The sequence below is a fragment of the Streptomyces sp. NPDC002853 genome (genome assembly GCF_053591915.1).
On the sequence record NZ_JBSFUS010000004.1, the window covers coordinates 45,348 to 64,731 of the forward strand.

Annotated in this window: 18 protein-coding genes; 10 read left to right on the forward strand and 8 right to left on the reverse strand. The window is 71.4% G+C overall.

Translation table 11 applies throughout. From position 1 onward, the window contains the following. Positions 1-78: 78 nt before the first annotated feature. The 3 genes from ACWD02_RS11355 to ACWD02_RS11365 all read right to left on the reverse strand — a co-directional run bounded on the left by ACWD02_RS11355 (position 79) and on the right by ACWD02_RS11365 (position 2,631). The gene (locus ACWD02_RS11355) at positions 79-867 is read right to left on the reverse strand and encodes an NAD(P)-binding domain-containing protein (protein WP_451207656.1); all 789 of its coding nucleotides are present in this window, start codon (positions 865-867) and stop codon (positions 79-81) included. 88 nt (positions 868-955) lie between these two features. After that, the gene (locus ACWD02_RS11360; RefSeq protein WP_451207659.1) at positions 956-1,627 is read right to left on the reverse strand and encodes a DNA alkylation repair protein; all 672 of its coding nucleotides are present in this window, start codon (positions 1,625-1,627) and stop codon (positions 956-958) included. Positions 1,628-1,662: 35 nt separating this feature from the next. Continuing rightward, the gene (locus ACWD02_RS11365) at positions 1,663-2,631 is read right to left on the reverse strand and encodes a winged helix-turn-helix domain-containing protein (protein WP_451207661.1); all 969 of its coding nucleotides are present in this window, start codon (positions 2,629-2,631) and stop codon (positions 1,663-1,665) included. 56 nt (positions 2,632-2,687) lie between these two features. On the opposite strand from ACWD02_RS11365, the gene ACWD02_RS11370 reads away from it, so the two are divergent. Together ACWD02_RS11370 and ACWD02_RS11375 are read left to right on the forward strand one after the other, a co-directional pair. Then, on the forward strand, positions 2,688-4,004 hold the full coding sequence (locus ACWD02_RS11370) for an MFS transporter (RefSeq protein WP_451207664.1): 1,317 nt from the start codon (positions 2,688-2,690) through the stop codon (positions 4,002-4,004). A gap of 373 nt (positions 4,005-4,377) precedes the next feature. Beyond that, positions 4,378-4,746, forward strand: coding sequence for an STAS domain-containing protein (locus tag ACWD02_RS11375; RefSeq protein WP_451207667.1), 369 nt, complete (start codon positions 4,378-4,380; stop codon positions 4,744-4,746). Between the two features lie 32 nt (positions 4,747-4,778). On the opposite strand, the gene ACWD02_RS11380 is transcribed toward ACWD02_RS11375, so the two are convergent. Then, complete coding sequence (locus ACWD02_RS11380; RefSeq protein ID WP_451207670.1) at positions 4,779-6,155, reverse strand: FAD-binding oxidoreductase; 1,377 nt, start codon at positions 6,153-6,155, stop codon at positions 4,779-4,781. A 232-nt stretch (positions 6,156-6,387) separates the two neighbouring features. Between ACWD02_RS11380 and ACWD02_RS11385 the strand changes: the two genes are divergently transcribed. Further along, positions 6,388-8,208, forward strand: coding sequence for a GAF domain-containing protein (locus tag ACWD02_RS11385; RefSeq protein ID WP_451207673.1), 1,821 nt, complete (start codon positions 6,388-6,390; stop codon positions 8,206-8,208). Between the two features lie 10 nt (positions 8,209-8,218). Further along, a complete protein-coding gene (locus ACWD02_RS11390) occupies positions 8,219-8,617 on the forward strand; it encodes a VOC family protein (protein WP_451207676.1) in 399 nt (132 codons plus the stop codon). On the opposite strand, the gene ACWD02_RS11395 is transcribed toward ACWD02_RS11390, so the two are convergent. Further along, positions 8,610-9,977, reverse strand: coding sequence for an MFS transporter (locus ACWD02_RS11395; RefSeq protein WP_451207679.1), 1,368 nt, complete (start codon positions 9,975-9,977; stop codon positions 8,610-8,612). The two genes, ACWD02_RS11390 and ACWD02_RS11395, sit on opposite strands and share 8 nt — an antisense overlap. A 186-nt stretch (positions 9,978-10,163) precedes the next feature. After that, positions 10,164-10,568, reverse strand: a complete 405-nt coding sequence (locus tag ACWD02_RS11400) for a hypothetical protein (protein ID WP_451207682.1) — start codon at positions 10,566-10,568, stop codon at positions 10,164-10,166. A gap of 214 nt (positions 10,569-10,782) precedes the next feature. Here ACWD02_RS11400 and ACWD02_RS11405 point away from each other — a divergent pair, with 214 nt between their 5' ends. Next, a complete protein-coding gene (locus tag ACWD02_RS11405) occupies positions 10,783-11,907 on the forward strand; it encodes a polyprenyl synthetase family protein (protein WP_451207684.1) in 1,125 nt (374 codons plus the stop codon). Between the two features lie 28 nt (positions 11,908-11,935). Here the strand turns inward: ACWD02_RS11405 and ACWD02_RS11410 are convergent, their stop codons facing one another. Continuing rightward, a complete protein-coding gene (locus ACWD02_RS11410) occupies positions 11,936-13,075 on the reverse strand; it encodes a winged helix DNA-binding domain-containing protein (protein WP_451207687.1) in 1,140 nt (379 codons plus the stop codon). Continuing rightward, entirely contained in the window at positions 13,072-14,301 is a 1,230-nt protein-coding gene (locus ACWD02_RS11415) for a PucR family transcriptional regulator (protein ID WP_451207690.1), read from the reverse strand. The genes ACWD02_RS11410 and ACWD02_RS11415 overlap by 4 nt, the downstream gene beginning before the upstream one ends. Positions 14,302-14,408: 107 nt before the next feature. Between ACWD02_RS11415 and ACWD02_RS11420 the strand changes: the two genes are divergently transcribed. From ACWD02_RS11420 to ACWD02_RS11440, 5 genes are all read left to right on the forward strand, one after another. Then, entirely contained in the window at positions 14,409-15,266 is an 858-nt protein-coding gene (locus tag ACWD02_RS11420) for an SGNH/GDSL hydrolase family protein (protein WP_451207692.1), read from the forward strand. A 29-nt stretch (positions 15,267-15,295) separates the two neighbouring features. Beyond that, positions 15,296-16,222: a poly(ethylene terephthalate) hydrolase family protein gene (locus ACWD02_RS11425; RefSeq protein ID WP_451207695.1), complete on the forward strand. Its 927-nt coding sequence runs from the start codon at positions 15,296-15,298 to the stop codon at positions 16,220-16,222. Between the two features lie 150 nt (positions 16,223-16,372). Then, positions 16,373-17,410 carry a dipeptidase gene (locus tag ACWD02_RS11430; RefSeq protein ID WP_451207698.1) on the forward strand — a complete coding sequence of 346 codons (1,038 nt, stop codon included), beginning with the start codon at positions 16,373-16,375 and terminating at the stop codon, positions 17,408-17,410. A gap of 41 nt (positions 17,411-17,451) precedes the next feature. Beyond that, entirely contained in the window at positions 17,452-18,543 is a 1,092-nt protein-coding gene (locus ACWD02_RS11435) for a M20 family metallopeptidase (protein ID WP_451209143.1), read from the forward strand. After that, entirely contained in the window at positions 18,540-19,361 is an 822-nt protein-coding gene (locus tag ACWD02_RS11440) for a GNAT family N-acetyltransferase (protein WP_451207701.1), read from the forward strand. Before ACWD02_RS11435 ends, ACWD02_RS11440 begins: the two co-directional genes overlap by 4 nt. Positions 19,362-19,384 lie beyond the last annotated feature (23 nt).

A 19,384-nucleotide genomic window follows, 5' to 3' on the forward strand; every position in this document is an offset into this window, starting at 1 on the left:
GCGGATACGTACGCGAGTTGCGGGAGTCACGCGGGACGCGTTCCCTTCCCGCGTACGTGTCCCCCCTGGCGCCCCCGGCTACCTCAGGTGGGCGAGCAGGCCGTCCAAGGTCTTGCCGAGCGCATCGGAGTTGGCCGGGTCGAACCACGTGGTGCGGACGCGTTCATTGTTTCCGCCCGGGGTCTCGTGGTCGGCGGCGAGTTGGTCCAGGGAGCGGCTCTCGTCGCTCAGTGCGCGGCCGACGGCCTGAAAGAGCCCGCGGACGTAACGGTCGGCGTCGTCGGAGTCGATTCCGTGGCCGACGGCCCACGAGACGAGCGCGGCGAGGTACGCGTAGTGGGTGGTCAGCGTTCCCGTCAGCGCGGAGAAGACGTTGAAGGCCTCCTCGTCCGCGACCGGCTGCGCCCCGCCCAGCCGCTCGAAGAGCGCGTCGGCCACCGGGTGCGAGGGGAACGTCACCGTGACGGAGCGGCGTTCGCGTACGGAGGGCAGGGGGATGGCCCGCACCAGCGGGGCGTCGGTGGCGAGGATGCGGCGCAGGTCGTCGTTGGCGACACCGGCCATCACGTTGATCACCGTCTTGTCGGCCTCCACGCTCAGGCCCGCGAGTGCTTCGTGCCGGTCCTTCGCGCGTACGGCGACGATCACCACCTCGGAGCGGTCCACCACCTCTTGGTTGTCGGCGCAGACCTGTACGCCCTCGTGGCGCGCGGCCAGCTCGGCCGACGTGCGGGCTCCACGCGGCGAGAGGAACACCTGCGGCGACTCGTCGGCCCCGTCGCACAGACCCGTCACGACTGCCCGGCCGATCTCGCCGACCCCGATGATGCCGATGCTCTGCACTGTGTCGTTCTCCTGTCCGGTCACGCGGCGAGGGCGGTGCGTTCGGTGAGCCTTGCAGGTGTTCCGGCCTCTCGCAGGCGTTCCGCGTAACGGCATCCGGTCGCGTCACGTCTCAGTGTGCGTACTGCCGACGCACCATCTCCGAGATCCAGGCGGGTGCGAACGGTGACGTACAGCCCGCGGAGGTCGGGTAGTCCCTGAGCACCCCCAGGCGCTCGCCGATGTCGATGGCCCGGGTGCGGTGTTCGGGGTGCTCGATCCCGATCTGGGCCAGGCAGTGGTTCATCGCCCACTGCAGACGGTCCGGCGCGTCCCTCATCTCCGCCTCGACGACGTCGAGCAGCCCCGCGAGGTCCAGGCCCTCGGGCTTCTTCGCCACGCGTTCGGTGGTCAGCGCCCAGCCCGCACTCGCGACCACGGGGTCCGGATCGGCACACCAGGCCAGGCGCAGCTCTTCCGCGTGCGGGTTCTTCTTCACCACGTAGTTCACGAGCCAGTCGTGCACCTTGGGTGCGCGCGCCTCGCGCAGCATGGCGTCGAGCTCGTCGCGCTCGAAGGCCTTGGGGCGGCAGATCAGGAGCGCCAGCAGTCGCGCCGCGGTGTCCTTGGTCCCCCAGAGCTGACGCGCGAGGTCTTGCTGCGTCTTCAGCCGTTTCGCGAGCGCGCGCAGCTTGCCGAGGTTCACGCCGTGATCGTCAGCGCGCTTCTCGTTCGCCGCGCGTACCTGCGGGTCTTCGAGGTCGGCCAGTTCGGCCAGCACCTCGGTCAGCGCCGTCCCGGCCACCTCGGCCTCCCGTCCCTCACGTACGAGGAAGCAGCCTAGCTGCCCGCCGTGAGCAGTGCCTCTGCCACGCTTGTGCGCGCGTAGAGCACGAGCCGTCCCGTGCGGTGCGCCGTCACCAGGCCCGCGGCCCGCATCGCCGTCAGGTGCTGCGATACGCCGCCGGGGGTGAGGCCGGTGCGCCCGGCGAGGTCGGTCGTGGTGGCGGGGGCCGTGAGGTGGGTGAGGAGCGAGGTCCGGGAGCGGCCCAGGACGGCGGTGAGGGCGGCGGAGGGAGCCACGGCGCGGGGGTGCCACAGCGTGCCGACGCCGCGGGGCGAATACCGCAGGGTCGGCTGCCAGGGGTCGTAGCCCACCGTGGAGAAGATGCGCGGCCAGGTGAACGCGGAGGGACAGAGCAGGAGGCCGCGGCCGTCCAGGGTGCGCTCACCGCGGACGAAGCGGTGTTCCAGATTCAAGGTGCCCGAGTCCCAGGCGAGTTGAGGGTCGAGGTCGTCGAAGAGACGCCGTGCGCCGCCCTCGGCCAGGCGTGTCGCGCGGTACAGGATGTCGCCTTCGAGCAGGGCACGGATGCGCGGCCAGTGCGGGGCGATCGCCACGTCCCAGTAGGCGGCGATGGTGTCCGCGAGCAGGCCGAGGCCGCGCTCGGGATCCGCGCGCAGGGCCTCCACGCCGGCCTGCGCCGCGTCGGATGTGGTGCGCAGGAGCTCGAAGGGGGTGGTGCGCAGCGCGGCCAGTTCCACGTCGAGGGAAGGTTGCGGGGTGGTCGGCGGAGGGACCAGAAAGCCGGGGATGCCGTATGTGGGGACCTGGACCAGGGCGGAGAGCGGCGCCAGATCCAGCTTGGCGGCCGCGAGGCGCGGGCGGACCTGATCGGCCCAGGTGCGGTGCAGCCCTTGTTCGTCGGCGCCCTTGAGGACCCGCACGCTGGCCACGACCTCCCAGAGCGGGGAGATCGCGAAGCGGGTGCGGGCCACGTCCTCGGCCGTGAACTCGATCTGCAGCATTCAGCTCACGCTAAATCATTTAAGGACGGCGCAGGTCATGGGGCAGCTTGTGCGCCATGCACCGACGACCGGACCAGCCTTCGGGCAGCAGGAGCGCGCTGTGGACAGCCGACTTCCGCGCCCTGTTCACCGCGACCGCGATCAGTCAGCTCGGCACCAACATCGGCTACGTCGCCGTCCCGCTGCTCGCCGTCTCCGCGCTGGACGCGAGCGCCGGGCAGGTGGGTCTGCTCGCCGCCCTCGGCACCGCCGCCTTCCTGCTCATCGGGCTGCCCGCCGGAGCCTGGGTGGACCGGATGCGGCAACGGCGGGTGCTGATCGCCGCCGACGTGGCGCGGGCGGTGCTCTTCGCCTCGGTCCCGGTGGCCTGGGGCCTGGGCCAGCTCACGCTCGGCCAGCTCTATGTGGTCGTGCTGCTCAACGGCTGCGCGACCGTGTTCTTCGACGTCGGCTCGCAGACCATGCTGCCGCAACTGGTGGGCCGGGACGGCCTGGTGGGGGCCAATGCCGCGATGGTCAGCCTGCAGGCCGCGGGCAGCGTCGCGGGCCGGGGTGCGGGCGGCGCGCTCGTCCAGCTGCTCACCGCGCCGCTCGCGGTGGTCTGCAGCGCCGTCGGATATCTCGCCTCGGCGATCAGTCTCACGGGCGTACGCCCGCCGGCGCCCGCCCCGCACAAAGAAGACCGCACCACCGGCCTGCGCGCGGAGATGGCACAGGGTCTTCGGCACGTACTGGGCAACCCGGAGCTGCGGGCCCTTGCCCTGACGGCTGCCGTGCTCAACTTCGGCGCGGTGATCGTGAACACCCTGCTCCCGGTCCTCTTCGTACGAGAACTGCGCCTGCCCGAGGGTGTGTTGGGCCTCTACTGGGCGGTCGGCGGTGTCGGCATCTTCCTCGGCGCCCGCACCGCCCGCCCGATCGCAGGACGCTTCGGTTACGGCCGCACCCTTGGCCTCGTCGGTCTCTGCCTGGCGCCCGCCGCGCTGCTCGTACCGCTGATCGACCGCGGCGCCTGGCTGTATGTGGCCGCTGCCGGCTGGCTGTTGGTGACCTTCAAGATGGGGGTCGACAACGTGCTCGGCGTGAGCCTGCGCCAGCAGCTGACACCGAACTCCCTCCTGGGGCGCATGAACGCCACGTTCCGCTTTCTGCTCACCGGCGCGATCGCGGTCGGCTCCGCCGTGGCGGGTGTACTCGGTGAGTTCGCCGGGCTGCGTGTCGCGTTGTGGGTGGGCGGCGTCCTGATGGCGGTCGCGTTCCTGCCGGTCCTGCTCTCTCCGGTCCGCACCCGGCGCGAACTGCCGCAGCCCGGCGACCCCGACGAGCCCGTCCCCAACGAGCCCCGCCCGGCCCCCGCGGCGAGGACGGCCTGAGCGCCACCGGCCCCATCGCCTCTGCTTGACGCGATCTGGCCCGCCTACCTGCCGGTGACGAGGGCAGGCATGCCAGCAAGGCAGCCTCCCAAGTGCCGCACCGATCGGGAGTCGCGCGGGCTCCCGAGCACTTGGTCGAGGGAGCGGGCCTCGCCTCTCGAGGAGGGAGCACTCCAGGCGGGGCCCGCGCAGACGCACCGTATGATCCGGAGGTCTGCCCACCCCGGCACGGCACCGACTCCGCCCGGGGTGTTCCTGGAAGCAGCGTTCCACTTATGCCGTGCGTGCGGCGCAGCATTTCGGGGCATATTCATGCGCGACGGAGGAGTAGCCACCGACCGGCCGGTCCACGTACCTGAGGAGACCACGAAGCATGGCTCCCGCTACACCCCAACCACTGCACGTGGATGCGGTCCTGGGTCTCGACCCCGTACTGATCCGTGTGTGCGGGGACCTGGACATGGACAGCGTGCCGTCGCTGACGGTGGTCCTTGAGCCCGTGACGGCCAAGAGGGTCGAGCTGGATCTCGCCAACGTCACGTTCATCGACTCCTCCGGGGTGAACGCACTCCTCTCGCACCACGAACGGAGCCGAGCAGCGGGCGGCCGTCTCGTCGTGCTCCACCCCTCCAGGGCCGTACGGCAGATCCTCCAGCTCCTCGGCGTGGACAGGCTCCTGGCGGAGAAGCCAAGGACCGAGGGCAGGCATGACCCGGGGGACGGCGCACCAGGCATGCCGTAGACCCGCCCTCGGGCGGCGGCCGACGGTGGCGTTCAGGACAGCACCTTGCCGGGGTTCAGCACGCCGTACGGGTCGAGGGCCTGCTTCACGGCCCGTTGCATGGCCATCACCTCCGGCGTGACCTCCGCGGCGAGCCCCGGTCGCTTGAGCAGGCCCACTCCGTGCTCGCCGGTGACCGTGCCGCCCAGCGCGATCGCGTCGGCGATGATCTCCTCGAAGGCCGCCTGGGCCCGCGAGCGTGCGACGTCGTCGCCGGGCTCTGTGATCAACAGGGGGTGCAGATTCCCGTCACCCACATGCGCGATGTTGGCGATGAGGATGTCGTGCCGGGCGGCGGTCCTCTCGATGCGGCCGAGCATCTCCGGGATGTGCTCCTTGGGCACGCAGACGTCCTCGGTGAGCACCGGGCCCAGGCGTTCCAGCGCGGGATAGGCGAGCCTGCGGGCCGCGAACAAGGCGTCGGCCTCGTGCTCGTCGGTGGACCGCTCGGCCCAGGAGGCGCCCGCCCCGCGGAAGCAGTCGACCATGCGCTCGGCCTGGGCGGCGCCGGTCTCGCCCGGATCGTCGATCCGGCCGAGAAGCACCACGTCCGCGTCGAGCGAGAGCCCCATGTTCTTCCACGCGTCCACGGCGCGCAGGCAGTGCCGGTCGATCAGTTCGAGCGCCGAGGGGGTCAGCCCCGCCTCGGCGACCGCGCGGACGGCGGCTCCCGCGTCCACGACGGAACCGAAATGCCCGGCGATGGTGACCGCGGGTGGCGGCAGGGGCCGCAGGCGGACGGTCACCTCCGTGATGATGCCGAGCGTGCCTTCCGACCCGACGACGAGACCCGTGAGGTCGTAGCCCGCTACGCCTTTCGCGGTACGCCGGCCGAGCCGCACGATCTCACCGAGTCCGTTGACCATCTCCAGGGCCAGTACGTAGTCACCGGTGACGCCGTACTTGACGCAGCAGACGCCGCCGGCGTTGGTGGCCACATTGCCGCCGATGGTCGACCACGGAGAACTGGCCGGATCGGGCGGGTACCAGAGCCCGTGCTCGGCCACCGCGCCCCGCAAGTGGTCGTTGATCACCCCGGGTTGGACGACCGCGAGCCGCTCCAAGGGGCTCACCTCGACGATCCGGTCCATGGCGTCAAGCGCCACGACCACGTGCCCGTCGCCCGAGTTGGCTCCCCCGGAGAGGCCGGTGCCCGCCCCGCGGGCGACGACCGGGGTGCGGTGACGGATACAGGCGCGGACCGTGTCGGCGACGTCTTGGGTGGAGGTCGCGCGGACGACGGCCGCGGGGCGACCGCTGGGCGCCCATGCCGCCTGGTCACGGCGGAAGGCCTCGACGCTGTCCGGATCGGTGAGCACCCGGTCGGCGGGAATGTGCTCGAGGATCGCTCGAACGACCGTGGTACTCATCGTGTGTCCTCTCGGTGGGTTCGCCCCGAGGCGGGCCTTCCGGTGGCGTGCATACCTGTATCCGTCCCCTCGGCGCAGTACCGCCGGGCCGGCGCGGGCGGTGCTGCTGATGTCGATCGAAACACGACGGCACGGCGATCCGTACGGAGACAACCTCCACGCTCCGACCCCCGCCACGGAGAGACCCTCCACAGTGGGTTCTTGCGGCCCCCTGCATCATGAGGGGGTGCACTTGACCGAGAACCGCTGGCTGCGGCTGCTGTCCGAGGCTCCGTCGCCCGACGAGATCGACGCGCTGCGCCTCACGCTCCTCGCCGAGGGGCGGCCCGCCGGGGAGGTCGAGGACTCCGCCGCGCACGCCCGGGAGATCCTGCGGCGCATGAACCGCCAGCAGCGCGAGTCGGCCGAGCTCTCGGCGCTCAACGACCTGGCCCGGCGCCTGGGGGCGCTGACCGCGTCCAGCGGAGTACTGCGGGAAGTGGCGGCGCACGCGCGTCGACTGCTCTCCGTGGACCTCGCCTACATCATGGTGCTCCACGACGACCGGCGGCTGCGGATCGAGACCGTCGACGGCTCGATGGGCTCGACCCTGCGGGGCATCGAACTCGAACCGGGTACGGGCCTCGGCGGACTCGTCCTGCGCAGCGGCGCACCTCAGTCGACCGTCCGCTACCGCGAGGACCCGGCCATCAACCGCTCACCCGCCGTCGACAGTGCCGCGGCCGCCGAGCAGCTCGGCGGGATCCTGGGCGTGCCGATGATCGTCGACGACGAGCCGGTCGGGGTCCTGCTGGCCGCCGACCGCAGCCCGCGCCGGTTCACCGACCGCGAGGTGGAGTTGCTCGCCGCACTGGCCGCGCACGCGGCGGTGGCCCTGCGCAACGCCGCGCTCATCGCGGATCTGCGCGCGGCCAACCTCACGCTGCGCAGCACCGATTCCCTGCGCCGGGCCGAGGCCGAGCTCCGCGACCGGCTCACCGACGTCGTGGTGGGCGGCGGCGGCTATCGCGAGGTGGCGCAGGCCATCACCGGCGCCACCGGTCTCACGGTCTCGGTCCTCGACTCGCACGGCGAGCTGGTCGCCGGGCCGCCGTGCGAGCGGCCGCGGCCCTGGGCGGGTGACCAGGCGCAGTCCCCTCGCCGGTTCGCACACGAGGGCCGCCACGGCGTGGCCCTGCCCGTGGTGGTCCGCGGCGGGCCCACGGGCTCGCTCGTGGCGACCGGGGAACGTGCGTTGCACGACGAGGACGTACGGCTGCTGTCGATCGGCGCGGTCACCGTGGCACTGGTGGCAGCGTTGGAACGCTCGGTCCAGGAGACGCAGTTGCGCACCCGTGGCGAGGTGCTGGCCTCGCTGCTCTCCGCCGAGGCCGACGAGGCCGGTGTGCGGCGCCGGGCGCTGGGCGCGGGCATGGACGTGGACTCCGTGGCGGCTGTCGCCGTCGTGGACGCCCGCGACACCGATCACACGGCCGACCAGATCGCCCGGCTCGCCCAGGAGACATCGGGCTGGAGTGCCCAGCTCGGGGACCAGATCACGTTCCTGGTGCCGGGCCTCGATCCGGCCGCGCTCAGGGCGCTGGTGGAGCAGCGCGGTCTCGCCGGGCCCGTGGGCCTCGCAGCGTGCGGGCGGGGCGTCGCGGAGATCCGCCGGGCGCACCGGGAGGCACGGCAGACGGCGACGATGCTGCGGGCCCTCGGCCGGCGAGGCGTGGTGGCCGAACCGGCCGAACTGGGCGCCTACCGTTCCCTGTTCACCCAGGCCGGGGCCGACGAGGCCCAGGTCTTCGTCCGTACGACCGTGGGCCCGCTGCTCGAGCACGACCGGGTACGGGGGCGGGGCGGCGACCTGGCGGCCACGGTCGGGGTGTACCTGGCCAACGCGCAGCACCACGCCCGCACGTGCGCGGACCTGCACATCCACGCGAACACCCTCTACCAGCGCCTCAACCGGGCCGACGGCCTGCTCGGCGAGGGCTGGCGCGGCGCCGACCGGGCCCTGGACATCCAACTCGCCCTGCGACTGCACGCCCTGGCAGACCGGCTCGCCTAGGGTTTCGCCCATGCTGAAGCTCGGAATTCCCGTCCTCGGAGTCACCGACATTCCTCGCGCTGTCGCCTTCTGGACGCAGGCCCTCGACCTGGTCGCCACCGAGGAGTGGAAGAGCGAGGCATGGCGGACGCTCGACCACGCCGACGGAACCGGCCGCGCCCTCGGTCTGATGCACAGCGCGTCACCGGCAGAGCCCCGGCCGCGTCTGCACCTGGACCTGTTCGCCGACACCACCGGGGAACAACGGACAGAGGTCCGGCGGCTGATCTCGCTGGGTGCGCAAGCCGTGGACTGGGACCTGTACCCGCCCGACCCCGACTTCGTCGTTCTCGCCGACCCCGACGGCAACCTCTTCTGCGTCGTCGACCTGAGCCGTGCGCCCAGCGGCAGCAACCGGCCCCCTACCTGACGGACGCCGCTCCCCTGCCCCCTTCCGTGGCCGAACCCGTGCGGGCCGCCGCCTGGCCGCCCTTGGCCCGGGGCCCCTCGCGCAGCACGGCCGCCCCCACCCCGGCGGCGACCATCACGATGCCGACGATCCACAGTCCGGTGTCGATGTCCCCGGTCGCGTCGCGGGCCCACCCCGTCACGTACGGCGCGAGGAAACCCGATGCGTTGCCGAGGGTGTTGATCAGGGCGATGCCCGCCGCCGCACCGGCGCTCGTCAGGACGGTGGGCGGGAAATGCCAGAAGACCGGCAGCGCGCAGAAGATGCCCATCGCCGTGATGGTGACCATGAGCATGACCGCGTACGGCGAGTCCAGGTAGAGGGCGACCGGGATCGTCAGGCCGCCGACGACGGCAGGTCCGGCCAGGTGCCAGCGCCGCTCCCCGGTGCGGTCGGAATGACGGCTCCACCAGACCATCGCGATCGCTCCGGCCACGAAGGGCACGGCGACGACGGCCCCGGTCTGCACCAGGCTGAAGTCGGTGTCGAAGCGCTCGGAGAAGCCCGCCACCAGTGTCGGCCCGAAGAACGACAGAGCGTAGAGGCCGTAGACGACCCCGAAGTAGATGCCGCCGAGTGCGAGTACCTTGCCGCTGAGCAGGGCCCGCCAGGCGGAGCCCTCCGCGGCGGGCGCGAGCTCGGCACGCTCGGCTTCCAGCGCGGCGGTGAGTGCCCGGCGTTCACCCGGGGTGAGCCAGCCGGCGGACTCGGGCCGGTCGGTGAGGTAGAACCAGCAGACCACGCCGAGCACCACGGCGGGCACGCCCTCCAGCAGGAACATCACGCGCCAGCCCTCAAGTCCGAGGAACCCGTCGAGGTAGGTGATGATCGCCGTGGACAGCGGCGCGCCCAGGGCACTGGACAAGGGGATGGCGACCAGGAACGTGCCGATCAGCCGCACCCGTTCGGCCCTCGGCAGCCACCACGTCAGGTACAGCATGATCCCGGGGAAGAAGCCCGCCTCCGCGACGCCGAGCAGCACACGCACCGCGTACAGCTGCCCGGCGGACTGCACGAAGGCCAGCAGCATCGCGCACAGGCCCCACGTCACCATGATGCGGGCGATCCAGCGCCGCGCGCCGAAGCGGTGCAGGGCGAGGTTGCTCGGCACCTCGAACAGCAGGTAGCCGATGAAGAACAGCCCCGACGCGAGCCCGAACATGGTCTCCGTGAGCCCGAGGTCCTCGCTCATCGTCAGCTTGGCGAAGCCGATGTTCGTGCGGTCCAGGTAGTTCACGAAGTACACGAGCCCCAGGAACGGGATGAGCCTCCGGGCGATCTTGCGCAGCGCGCTGCGGCGCAGCGTCTCGGCTTCCGTCATCGACGACTCCTCAGGTCCCTGTGCCGGGTGTACGACCGTCTCGCCAGGTGAGCCCGCTCACCGTAGGCAGGCGGTCGTGCAAGGCACAGGGAGAAAATCTCCGGCCTCACGGAGTGTCGATGGAGAAACCGTCCATCCCGAGGAGGGTCGGCGCCCTACGTGCCCGCGGCGCCGCGCCGGACTGCCTCAGGGCACGAATACGCAGAGCGAGACGATGACGCCTTCGTTTCCGCCACCGGTGCAACGGAATGACGCGATATCCCCCTTGGTGAAGTTCGCGAAGTAATAGGAGTTGGGTTTGTTGGCGGAATAGGTGTGCACGGTGGTGCCGTTCGGGTCGATGGCTTCGATGGTGAACGCGGTGTTGAATTGACCCACGTGCATACGCGCCCAGGGGACGGTGGTGGGCAGCGTGACCTCGATCCCGACGTCACCGAACTGCAGGCCGTTCAGCCCGGCGGTGCGGTTGACGAAGGAGGTGAACTTACTGCTCGGGGCATCCTGGAAGTCCATTCCCGACAGGGTGAAGACCGGACCGAGTTGCAGGTCGTCGGGAAAGATCGTGAAGTCCGAGCACAGGACGAATGGCATGGCACTCTCCTCACGCCTCCGATGGTGCGGGCACGTTATCGGAACGGGCATCGGCCAGCAATCCTTGTTTCCAGGAACAACGCACTCCAATTACCGCCAGGAATAAGGCGCATCGAGGCCTGTTGACGACCACCCCGGTGCCGGCGGCGGGCCCTTTCACGCCGAATGGCAGGCTGGGCACCGCACCCGTACAGGAAGGTCGGCCCGAACAACCATGAACAGCAGCACCGTCAGCGCCTTCGAGCGTGCCACAGGTCACCGGCAGCGGTTCGACGCGTCCTTCGAGAAGTACTTCGCCGAGCTCGCGGGTGACCTCAACGGCGCGCATCTGGGCCGCTTCCCGGCACGCTGTCTGGAACTCCTGGCCCAGTTGTCACTGCGCGGCGGGAAGCGGGTCCGCACCACGCTGCTCTACGAGGCTGCCGCCCTCGTCACCCGGGACGAGCTACCGGGGCTCACGGAAGCCGCACTGAGTCTCGAACTGCTCCACAGCCACGCGCTCATCCTCGACGACATCATGGACGACTCGCCGATGCGACGTGGTGGCCCCTCGACGTACTACGCATGCCGCGAGGATCTCCCCGACCACCCACAGGCCGCGCTGGGCCTCGCCATGATGGCGGGCGACCTCGCCGGGTTCCTGGCGCTGCGCGTCCTGCTCGACGCCGATCTGCCCGCCGACCGCAAGCAGGCCATGCTCGACGTCCAACTCGGGGTGACGACCGACACCGTCATCGGCCAGGTCCTCGACCTCGAACGCGACGTGCGCCCCTCAGCCGGCGAAGGCATCGGGGGTGAACAGGACAGAGAGGGTGAGGGCGGCGACGAGACGCTGCTGGAGACAGTGTGCGAGTACAAGACCTCGCGCTACACCATCCTCGCCCCCATGCGCCTGGGCCTGCTGGCCGCCGGCCAGGACCTGGCGGAACACGAGGAGAGCCTGCGCCGCTATGCCCGGGCGGCCGGTCTCAGCGGTCAGATGCGCGACGACTACCTCGACCTCTTCGGCGACCCCGGCCTCACCGGCAAGCCCAGCGGCGCCGACCTGCGGGCAGGCCGCCACACCTATCTGACCCGCGAACTCCTCGCCGGCACCGACGGCGACGATCACGACACGGTCAGAGCCGCCCTCGCCGACCCCCGCTGCACCCCGGAGACCGTCGACCGCGTCCGGGACATCGCCCTCCGCCACGACGTCCACACCCGTCTCCAGGCGGTCATCGACCGTCACGCCCACGCCGCGGCAGCCGAGGCCGCCTCCTGGCACCGGCACTGGAACGGCGAGGCCGTCGCCCTCTTCGAGCAACTGCCGCTGTGGAACACCCGCAGGACCCGGTGAGCGACACGGGCCCGCGCGGGATCGCCGACTACAGCATCCGCACCTCGCCCGCGCCCTCCGGAAGCTTGGCCCACCAGTGGTGGTATCTGCTGTAGACCGCCACCTCGCGCTCAGCGAGGAGGGCGGCCAAGGACTGTGCTTCCGCGGCGAGTTGGTCCCACGTCTTCGATGGCAGCGGGCGGAAGGCCGTGGCCTCGATACCGTCGTCCAGCGGGCGCCACACACCGGCGACATGACCGTCGACCAGCAACGTGGGCAGAACGTCGCCGTTGCGCCGGATGACCCATGGCCGGTAGGCCGGAGGTATCACCCGGCCACGGTCGGAGTACGCCAGCAGGACGCTGTCCCACATGGCCATGAGGCGGGCAGGGGCGGGGGTTTCGGCCGGTGGCCGGGAAGCGCCCGGGATGTCGAAGAGTACGTCCCCGTCCGGCCCCCGGAGCTGCTCGACGGTGTCGCCCATCGCGAGGAACGCCGCGCGGACGGGCGCCCTCCGCACCATGGCGAACTGCGCCACGTCCGCGACCGACGCGGGCCCGAACCCGGCCAGATAGCGCAGGATCAAGGTCCGCAGCGCCTGCGGGTCCGCGGCTCGGCCCGTGGGCACGGGTCCGTTGCGGGCGGCGACGAAGGACGGCCGGTGGCCGAAGGACCAGGGATGCTCCGTGGGGGCGTGGTGCAACGGCGCGTACGCCTTCAGCCCCCACCACGCTCCCTCCTTCTTCTCCGCGTCGAGGCGCTCCTCGACCCACGCCTGCATCTGTGCCGAGGTCCGCGGCCGTTCGGCGAAGTCAAGGAGCTCCGGCACCAGTTCGTCGGCGTCCTGCGGGCTCAGCCCCGAGGCGGCGAAGCGGGAGCCGAGCCGGGAGGCGTACAGCGTGGGCTGCAACGCGGCACGGAAGACGGGGTAGTCCTCGGCGTGCACGGCGTGCAGCGTGATCCGCATCAGGGTCGCCTTGACCAGCGAACGCCCGGTGAACGCCGCGTCGAGGTCCGCCGCGGTGAAACCGGTGAGCCGGTTCCACAGGGCGACGTACGGAGAGGCAGGCTGCTGCGCCTGGAGCGCGACCACGCGCCGCATGCCCTCCTGGACGGTCAATGGCTCACGTTCAAGGAGCAGTTGACGGCTGAGGGTGGCCCGGTTCAGTTCGCGCGCGGTGATCGTCACGGTGAAGGATTCTGCCCTTCCCGCACCCCCGCGTCATACGCGCTCAGCGCGGCCCGCAGTGTCAGCAGGTCGGTGTGCGCGGCGAGGTCCAGGCCCGTCAGGGCGGCGATGCGGCGCAGGCGGTAGTCGACGGTGTTGGGGTGCACGTGCAGACGAGCCGCCGTCTCGCGGCGCTCCAGGTTCGACGCGAAGTACGTCCGCAGGGTCACCGTCAGGTCCGGGCCGTCCGCCAAGGGGGTCAGCAGTGCGGCCAGGTGCGCGCGGGCGGGGCTGGCGCGGGTGAGCTGGTAGTCGAGGAGCAGCGCGGTCAGGGGGTAGACGCCCGGTGGCCGCCCGGTGCCCGTGGCGGTGTCGCGCAGCTCGGTGGCCAGGCGGACGGCGTGCGGGACTTCGGCCGGGGTGCTCGCGGCGACACCTGCGACCAGGGGCACGCCACCGGCGGTGATGAGGGATGCCGTCAGCCTCTCCAGACGGGCCCGGTCGCCGTCGGCCGCCCGGTCCGGCGCGAGGTCGGACGGGATGAGCGCGAGTCCCTCGTCGGCGGACAGGCGGGAGAGGACGGGGTGGCCGAGGGCGCGGTCGAGTTCCGTACGCAGGCGTCTGATCTTGCGCCGGGAGGCCACGGCGGTGTCGACGTCCGCTCGGTCCTCGTCGGGGTGGCGGCCGATGGTGAAGGCGAGCACCAGATAGCACGGCGGCAGGCGTATCCCCAGCTGGGCGGAGTCGAGTTGCGGGCCTTCGCCGTCGAGCAGGGCGGACAGGACGGTGTGGCGGGCAGCGTCGCGCTCCCCGATCAGCGACTGGCTCTCCTCCACGTATCCCGACGTGACGGCGGCCGTGATCTCCCGCAGGCAGTCGAGAAGCAGCCGGTGGGCCTCGATCAGGTCCTGCGGTTCGGCCTTGGCCGTCACCTCCTCCACGCAGATGCGGGCCCCGTAGTAGTAGGCGCTGACGACCGCCTCCACGGGGATGCGTTCCTCCGCGCGCCTGGCCGCCGAGCGGCGCACCGTCCCGAGGAACTCCGGGGGCGGCATGCGCTCGGTGCGCAGCACGTCGGCGAAGACGCGGATCGTCCTGTCGACGATGGCGCGGACGTCCCCGTGCAGTTCCTCGGCGGGCATCCGCCCGTAGACCGGCAGGTCGTCCGCGAGGCGCCGGGTGACGGTCGCGGCCAGCCCCGGTACGTCGGCGATCAGGAAGCGGCCCACGCTTTTGTCACCGGTCACAACTGACCCCTCGGAAAGTCTGGTTGCGCGCCTAGAACACCAAGGCGTCGATGGCCCGGATCATAAGGGCGTCCGTTACCCCCGGTACACCCCACTCAGGAGAGCCCGTGCGCCCCACACGCGCCCGCACCACCGCGGTCATGGCCGCCGCCCTGTCCGCCTGCGCCCTCGGCGTGTCCCCGGCCGGCGCCACGTCTTCGCGAGCCGAGGAGCCCTTGGAGTACGTCGCCATCGGCGATTCCTTCGCGGCGGGACCCCTCATCCCCGATCAGAGCCAGTGGTCCTGTCTGCGCTCCGCACGGAACTACCCGGCCGTCGTCGCCGAGGCGCTGGGCGCGCGGCTCACCGACGTCAGCTGCTCGGGCGCGAAGGTCGGTGACTTCTCCGGCCGCCAGTTCGGCCTGCTGCCGCCCCAGTACAACGCCCTCAAGCCGAGCACCGACCTGGTGACCCTGACCATCGGCGGCAACGACGTCAGCCTCGTCACCACCGCGCTCGGCTGCGTCAACCTCCTGCCGAAGCCCGCCGGCATTTCCTGCGCCGACACCGCCGCGGCCAAGGGCGATCCCACCGCCAAGGCCATCGAGGCCTGGCGCGCCTCGTTCGGCCAGGCCCTCGACGAGATCCACCGGCGCGCCCCGAACGCCCGGGTCGTCGTCGCGGGGTACGCCACCTACATCCGCAAGGACGGCTGCTGGCCCACCCAGCCCATCTGGGGCAAGGACGGCAACTACCTCCAGGCACGCGTGAACCAGCTCAACGGCGTGCTCGCCGAGCAGAGCAAGGCCCACGGCGCCACATACGTCGACACCGCTGCCGTCAGCGCCGGGCACGACACCTGCGCCGCACCGTCCGAGCGCTACATCGAGGGCCTGGTCCCCACGAGCGTCGCGGCGCCGCTGCACCCCAACGCCCGGGGCATGGCCGCCTTCGGTGAGGCCATCGCGAAGGCGGCGCGCCCGTGACGGCCCGCGTCCCGGGGCGGGAGAACCCCATGCCGATGAACAACAGGATGCGGCGGTCGCCCGCCGTATCGGCCATGTCCGGAGTGCGGCGGTGTGCCACCGTGCTGGCCGCCTCGCTCCTGCTGTCCGTCGCGCTCACCGGACAGGGCCTGGCGCGGCCGGACGACAGCGGCCCGGCAGCTGCCACCCGCGCGGCCGGCAGCTGTCCGTCGGTCGGCGGCCACTGGGCCGACGACGGCCCCTTCGCCGTGACCAAGGAGCGCGCCGGGCTGAGTCACACCATCCTGCGCCCCGCCGAGCTCGGCAGCCAGGGCTGCGCGAAGCACCCGGTGATCATCTGGGGCAATGGCTCGTTCGTGACGCCGGTCATCTACGACGGGCTCCTGAAGCACTTGGCGTCACATGGGTTCATCGTGGTCGCCGCGAACACCACGCAGTCGGGGTCCGGCACCGCCATGCTCGACGGGATCGACGTGCTGAGGAAGACCGTCGCCGACCCGCGAAGCCCCTACTACGGCAAGGTCGACCTGGACAAGGTCGGAGCGTCGGGGCACTCGCAGGGCGGCGGCGGAGCGATCAACGCCGGAGCGGACCCGCGCGTCGACGTGACCGTCCCCGTCGAGCCGGGCCCCCAGGGCAGGATCGGCGACCTCAAGGGGCCCATGTTCATCCTGGGCGGTGAGCACGATCTGGTGGTCGTCCCCGAGCTCCTGGTGATCCCCCGCTACCACAGCGCCGAGCATGTCCCCGCCGTCTACGGCGAGTTGGCGGGCGCCTCACATGTGACGCCCGCGGGGGACGGCGGCGGATTCCGCGGCCCGATCACCGCCTGGTTCCGCTACTTCCTGATGGGCGACCAGCAGGCGCGCGCCGAATTCTTCGGCGCGGACTGCGGCGCTTGCGCCTCGCCGGCCTGGTCGGACTTCCGGCGCAACGCCAAGGCGATCGGTCACTAGAGTCCGGGCGGTGGCCATCAGGATCGCTTGACACCAGGCTGGGATTGTCCGGGGATACCGAGAACGGTGTTGATGTTGGTTCTCCGCCACCAACCGTGCTCCTCCAAAGTCGCATAGCGTCGCACGCATGCATCTGAGGAGGAGTCGAAGGTGACCGAAGATCTGCACAGCCGAACGGTCGTCGCCGACACGCACAACGATCTGCTCATGTCCGTGGTCGAGCGGCCACCGCACCGATGGGCGGAGTTCTTCCGCGAGCGCTGGCTCCCGCAGCTGCGCCAGGGCGGCGTGAACATCCAGGTCCTGCCGGTGTTCGTCGACGACCAGTTCCGGCCGGAAGGCGCGCTGCGCCGCACCCTGCGCATGATCGAGTGCGCGCACGCCGTCGCCGAGGGGAATCCCGGGCACGTACGCCTGTGCCTGGATGGCGACGACATCGACGCCGCCCTCGCCGCGGACCGGATCGCCCTGGTGCTCGCCCTGGAGAGCGCGCCCGGCGTGGACGCCGACGTGGAGCTGTTCCGGACCCTGCACCGTCTCGGCGTACGGATGGTCTCGATCGCCCACTGGGGGCGGTCCGCGCTCGGGGACGGCAGCGGGGAGGACGCCACCGGGTCCAGACTCACCCTCGACGGCGTCGAGGCGCTGCGTGAACTGCAGCGCCTCGGCATCGTGTTCGACATCTCCCATCTGGGGGCGGCCGGTGTGGCACACGTCCTTGAGCTCTCCACCCGGCCACTGATCGCCTCGCACTCCGCGGTACGCGCGCTGTGCGACCACCACCGCAACCTGACCGACGAGCAGATCCGCGGCGTCGCGGCCACCGGCGGAGTCGTCTGCGTCAACTTCGTCCCCGCCTTCCTGGCCCCGGATACGGAGTCGCAGACCATCGAGCGGGTCGTCGACCACATCGAGTACGTCATCGAGCTGGTCGGCGTCGACCATGTCGGCATCGGCCCGGACTTCCTGCGGGAGGTGGCCAAGGACATCACCCCGCCGTGCTGCGACGCCGGCGCCTACGACGGGATCGCCCTCGACGCCTCGCTCCCGGGCCTGGACGGACCGGCGCAGCTCCCCGCGCTCACCGAGGTCATGGTCGAGCGGGGTCTCGACGAGAACACCATCCGCGCGGTCCTCGGCGGCAACGTCCGCCGCCTCTTCCGCGAGCAGCTCGGGAGGGCACGATGAACGGCACGACGCAAGGACAGCAGGCGCCCGACCTCACGGCGATGCTCGCGGACCTCGAGGAACTGGTGGTGTGCGAGTCCTTCTCCTCCGACCTGGACGCGGTGGCACGCAGCGCGGACGTCGTGGCCGAGCAGGGAACGCGTCACCTGGGCGTCCCGCCCGAACGCATCGTCGTCGACGGCGTCACGCACCTGCGGTGGATGTTCGGCACACCCCGGGTACTGCTGCTGGGGCATCACGACACGGTGTGGCCGATGGGCTCGCTGGCCACCCACCCGTGGTCGGTGACCGACGGCATCGCGCGCGGTCCGGGGATCTTCGACATGAAGGCCGGGCTCGTGCAGATGTTCCACGCGCTGGCCTCGCTGCCCTCCCTGGAGGGGGTCTGTGTCCTGGTCACCGGTGACGAGGAAGTCGGTTCGGACGCGTCACGGCCGCTGATCGAGGAGGTGGCGCGGCAGTGCGCCGCGACCTTTGTCCTTGAGGCCGCGGCCGACGGCGGCGCGCTGAAGACGGCCCGCAAGGGCACCTCCGCCTACGAGTTGGTGGTTCACGGCAAGGCGGCCCACTCCGGCCTGGAGCCGGAGAAGGGCATCAACGCGGCGGTGGAGGCGGCGCATCTGATCCTCGCCCTCGAGGGACTGACCGAGGAGGTCAACGTCGGCGCCCCGCAGGACTGGCGCACCACCGTGGTCCCCACGGTGGTCGGCGCCGGCACGACGACCAACACGGTGCCCGCGGAGGCACGCGTCTCGGTGGACGTGCGCGTCCCGACCCTCAGGGCGCAGGAACGGGTGGATGCGGCGATGCGTGCGCTGAAGCCCACCGTGCCCGGAGCGCGTCTCGACGTACTCGGTGGCCCCAATCGGCCACCCCTGGAGCTGTCTTCCTCCGCCGAACTGTTCGAGCGGGCCCATCGCCTCGCCGAGCGGCTCGGCCTTGAGCCGCTGTCGTCGGCGGCGGTGGGCGGAGCGTCCGACGGGAACTTCACCGCCGGGCTCGGCTGCCCCACCCTCGACGGCCTGGGCGCGGTGGGCGGTGGGGCGCACGCCGACCACGAGCACCTGATCGTCGCCGAGATGGTTCCCCGCGCCCGCCTGCTGGCCGCTCTCGTCGAGGAGGTCACCCGGTGAGCGCCGGCAACGCGAACGAGCCGCCCACGGCGCACGATCTCGTCGTACGGGAACTGCACGACCTGCCTGAACTGGAGGGTGCGAACGCGCTGTTCGAGGAGATCTGGGGCAGCTCCCCCGGCGCCTCCCCCATGGGCGTCGAGCAGATGCGGGCGCTCTCCCACGCGGGCAACTACGTCGCCGGGGCCTTCGACGGCGGCCAACTGGTCGGCGCGTCCGTCGCCTTCTTCGCCGCCCCGGTCGGCGAGGCCCTGCACTCGCACGTCACCGGCGCCCTTCCCGGCCGCCGGGCGGGCCTGGCCCTCAAATTCCACCAGCGCGAGTGGGCCATGGACCGTGGGCTGCGACGCATCACATGGACCTACGACCCGCTGGTGCGGCGCAACGCCCACTTCAACCTGACCAAGCTGGGCGGGCGGCCGGTGGAGTACCTCACCAGCTTCTACGGGCCGATGGACGACGTGATCAACGGCGGTGACGACACCGACCGGGCGCTCGTCGCCTGGGAGTTGAACGATGCGGCGGCGATCGCCGCAGCCGCCTCACACCCCGTGCCCGTGCCGACGATCCCGGGCGACGCCGCGACCGCGCTGTCCGTGCGCGACGGCCTGCCCGTCATCGGCCGCGGTGACGCCGCGACCCTGTTGGTCGAGGTTCCGCCGGACATCGAGGGGCTGCGCCGCACCGACCCCGGCGCGGCCAAGGCCTGGCGTCTCGCGATGCGCGACGTGCTCGGCGGTCTCCTTGCCGACGGCGCCCGCGTGACCGGCTTCCACGACCGCCGTTTCTACGTCGTCACGCGCGCCACCACCGCGTGACGCCCGCACCATTCCTCCAGGAG

What these genes read in the sequence shown, in the direction of transcription:
- ACWD02_RS11365 (WP_451207661.1), bottom strand. Translation starts at nt 2,631, where the DNA reads ATGCTGCAGATCGAGTTCACGGCCGAGGACGTGGCCCGCACCCGCTTC.
- ACWD02_RS11370 (WP_451207664.1), top strand. Translation starts at nt 2,688, where the DNA reads ATGCACCGACGACCGGACCAGCCTTCGGGCAGCAGGAGCGCGCTGTGG.
- ACWD02_RS11375 (WP_451207667.1), top strand. Translation starts at nt 4,378, where the DNA reads ATGGCTCCCGCTACACCCCAACCACTGCACGTGGATGCGGTCCTGGGT.
- ACWD02_RS11380 (WP_451207670.1), bottom strand. Translation starts at nt 6,155, where the DNA reads ATGAGTACCACGGTCGTTCGAGCGATCCTCGAGCACATTCCCGCCGAC.
- ACWD02_RS11390 (WP_451207676.1), top strand. Translation starts at nt 8,219, where the DNA reads ATGCTGAAGCTCGGAATTCCCGTCCTCGGAGTCACCGACATTCCTCGC.
- ACWD02_RS11395 (WP_451207679.1), bottom strand. Translation starts at nt 9,977, where the DNA reads ATGACGGAAGCCGAGACGCTGCGCCGCAGCGCGCTGCGCAAGATCGCC.
- ACWD02_RS11400 (WP_451207682.1), bottom strand. Translation starts at nt 10,568, where the DNA reads ATGCCATTCGTCCTGTGCTCGGACTTCACGATCTTTCCCGACGACCTG.
- ACWD02_RS11405 (WP_451207684.1), top strand. Translation starts at nt 10,783, where the DNA reads ATGAACAGCAGCACCGTCAGCGCCTTCGAGCGTGCCACAGGTCACCGG.
- ACWD02_RS11425 (WP_451207695.1), top strand. Translation starts at nt 15,296, where the DNA reads ATGCCGATGAACAACAGGATGCGGCGGTCGCCCGCCGTATCGGCCATG.
- ACWD02_RS11435 (WP_451209143.1), top strand. Translation starts at nt 17,452, where the DNA reads ATGCTCGCGGACCTCGAGGAACTGGTGGTGTGCGAGTCCTTCTCCTCC.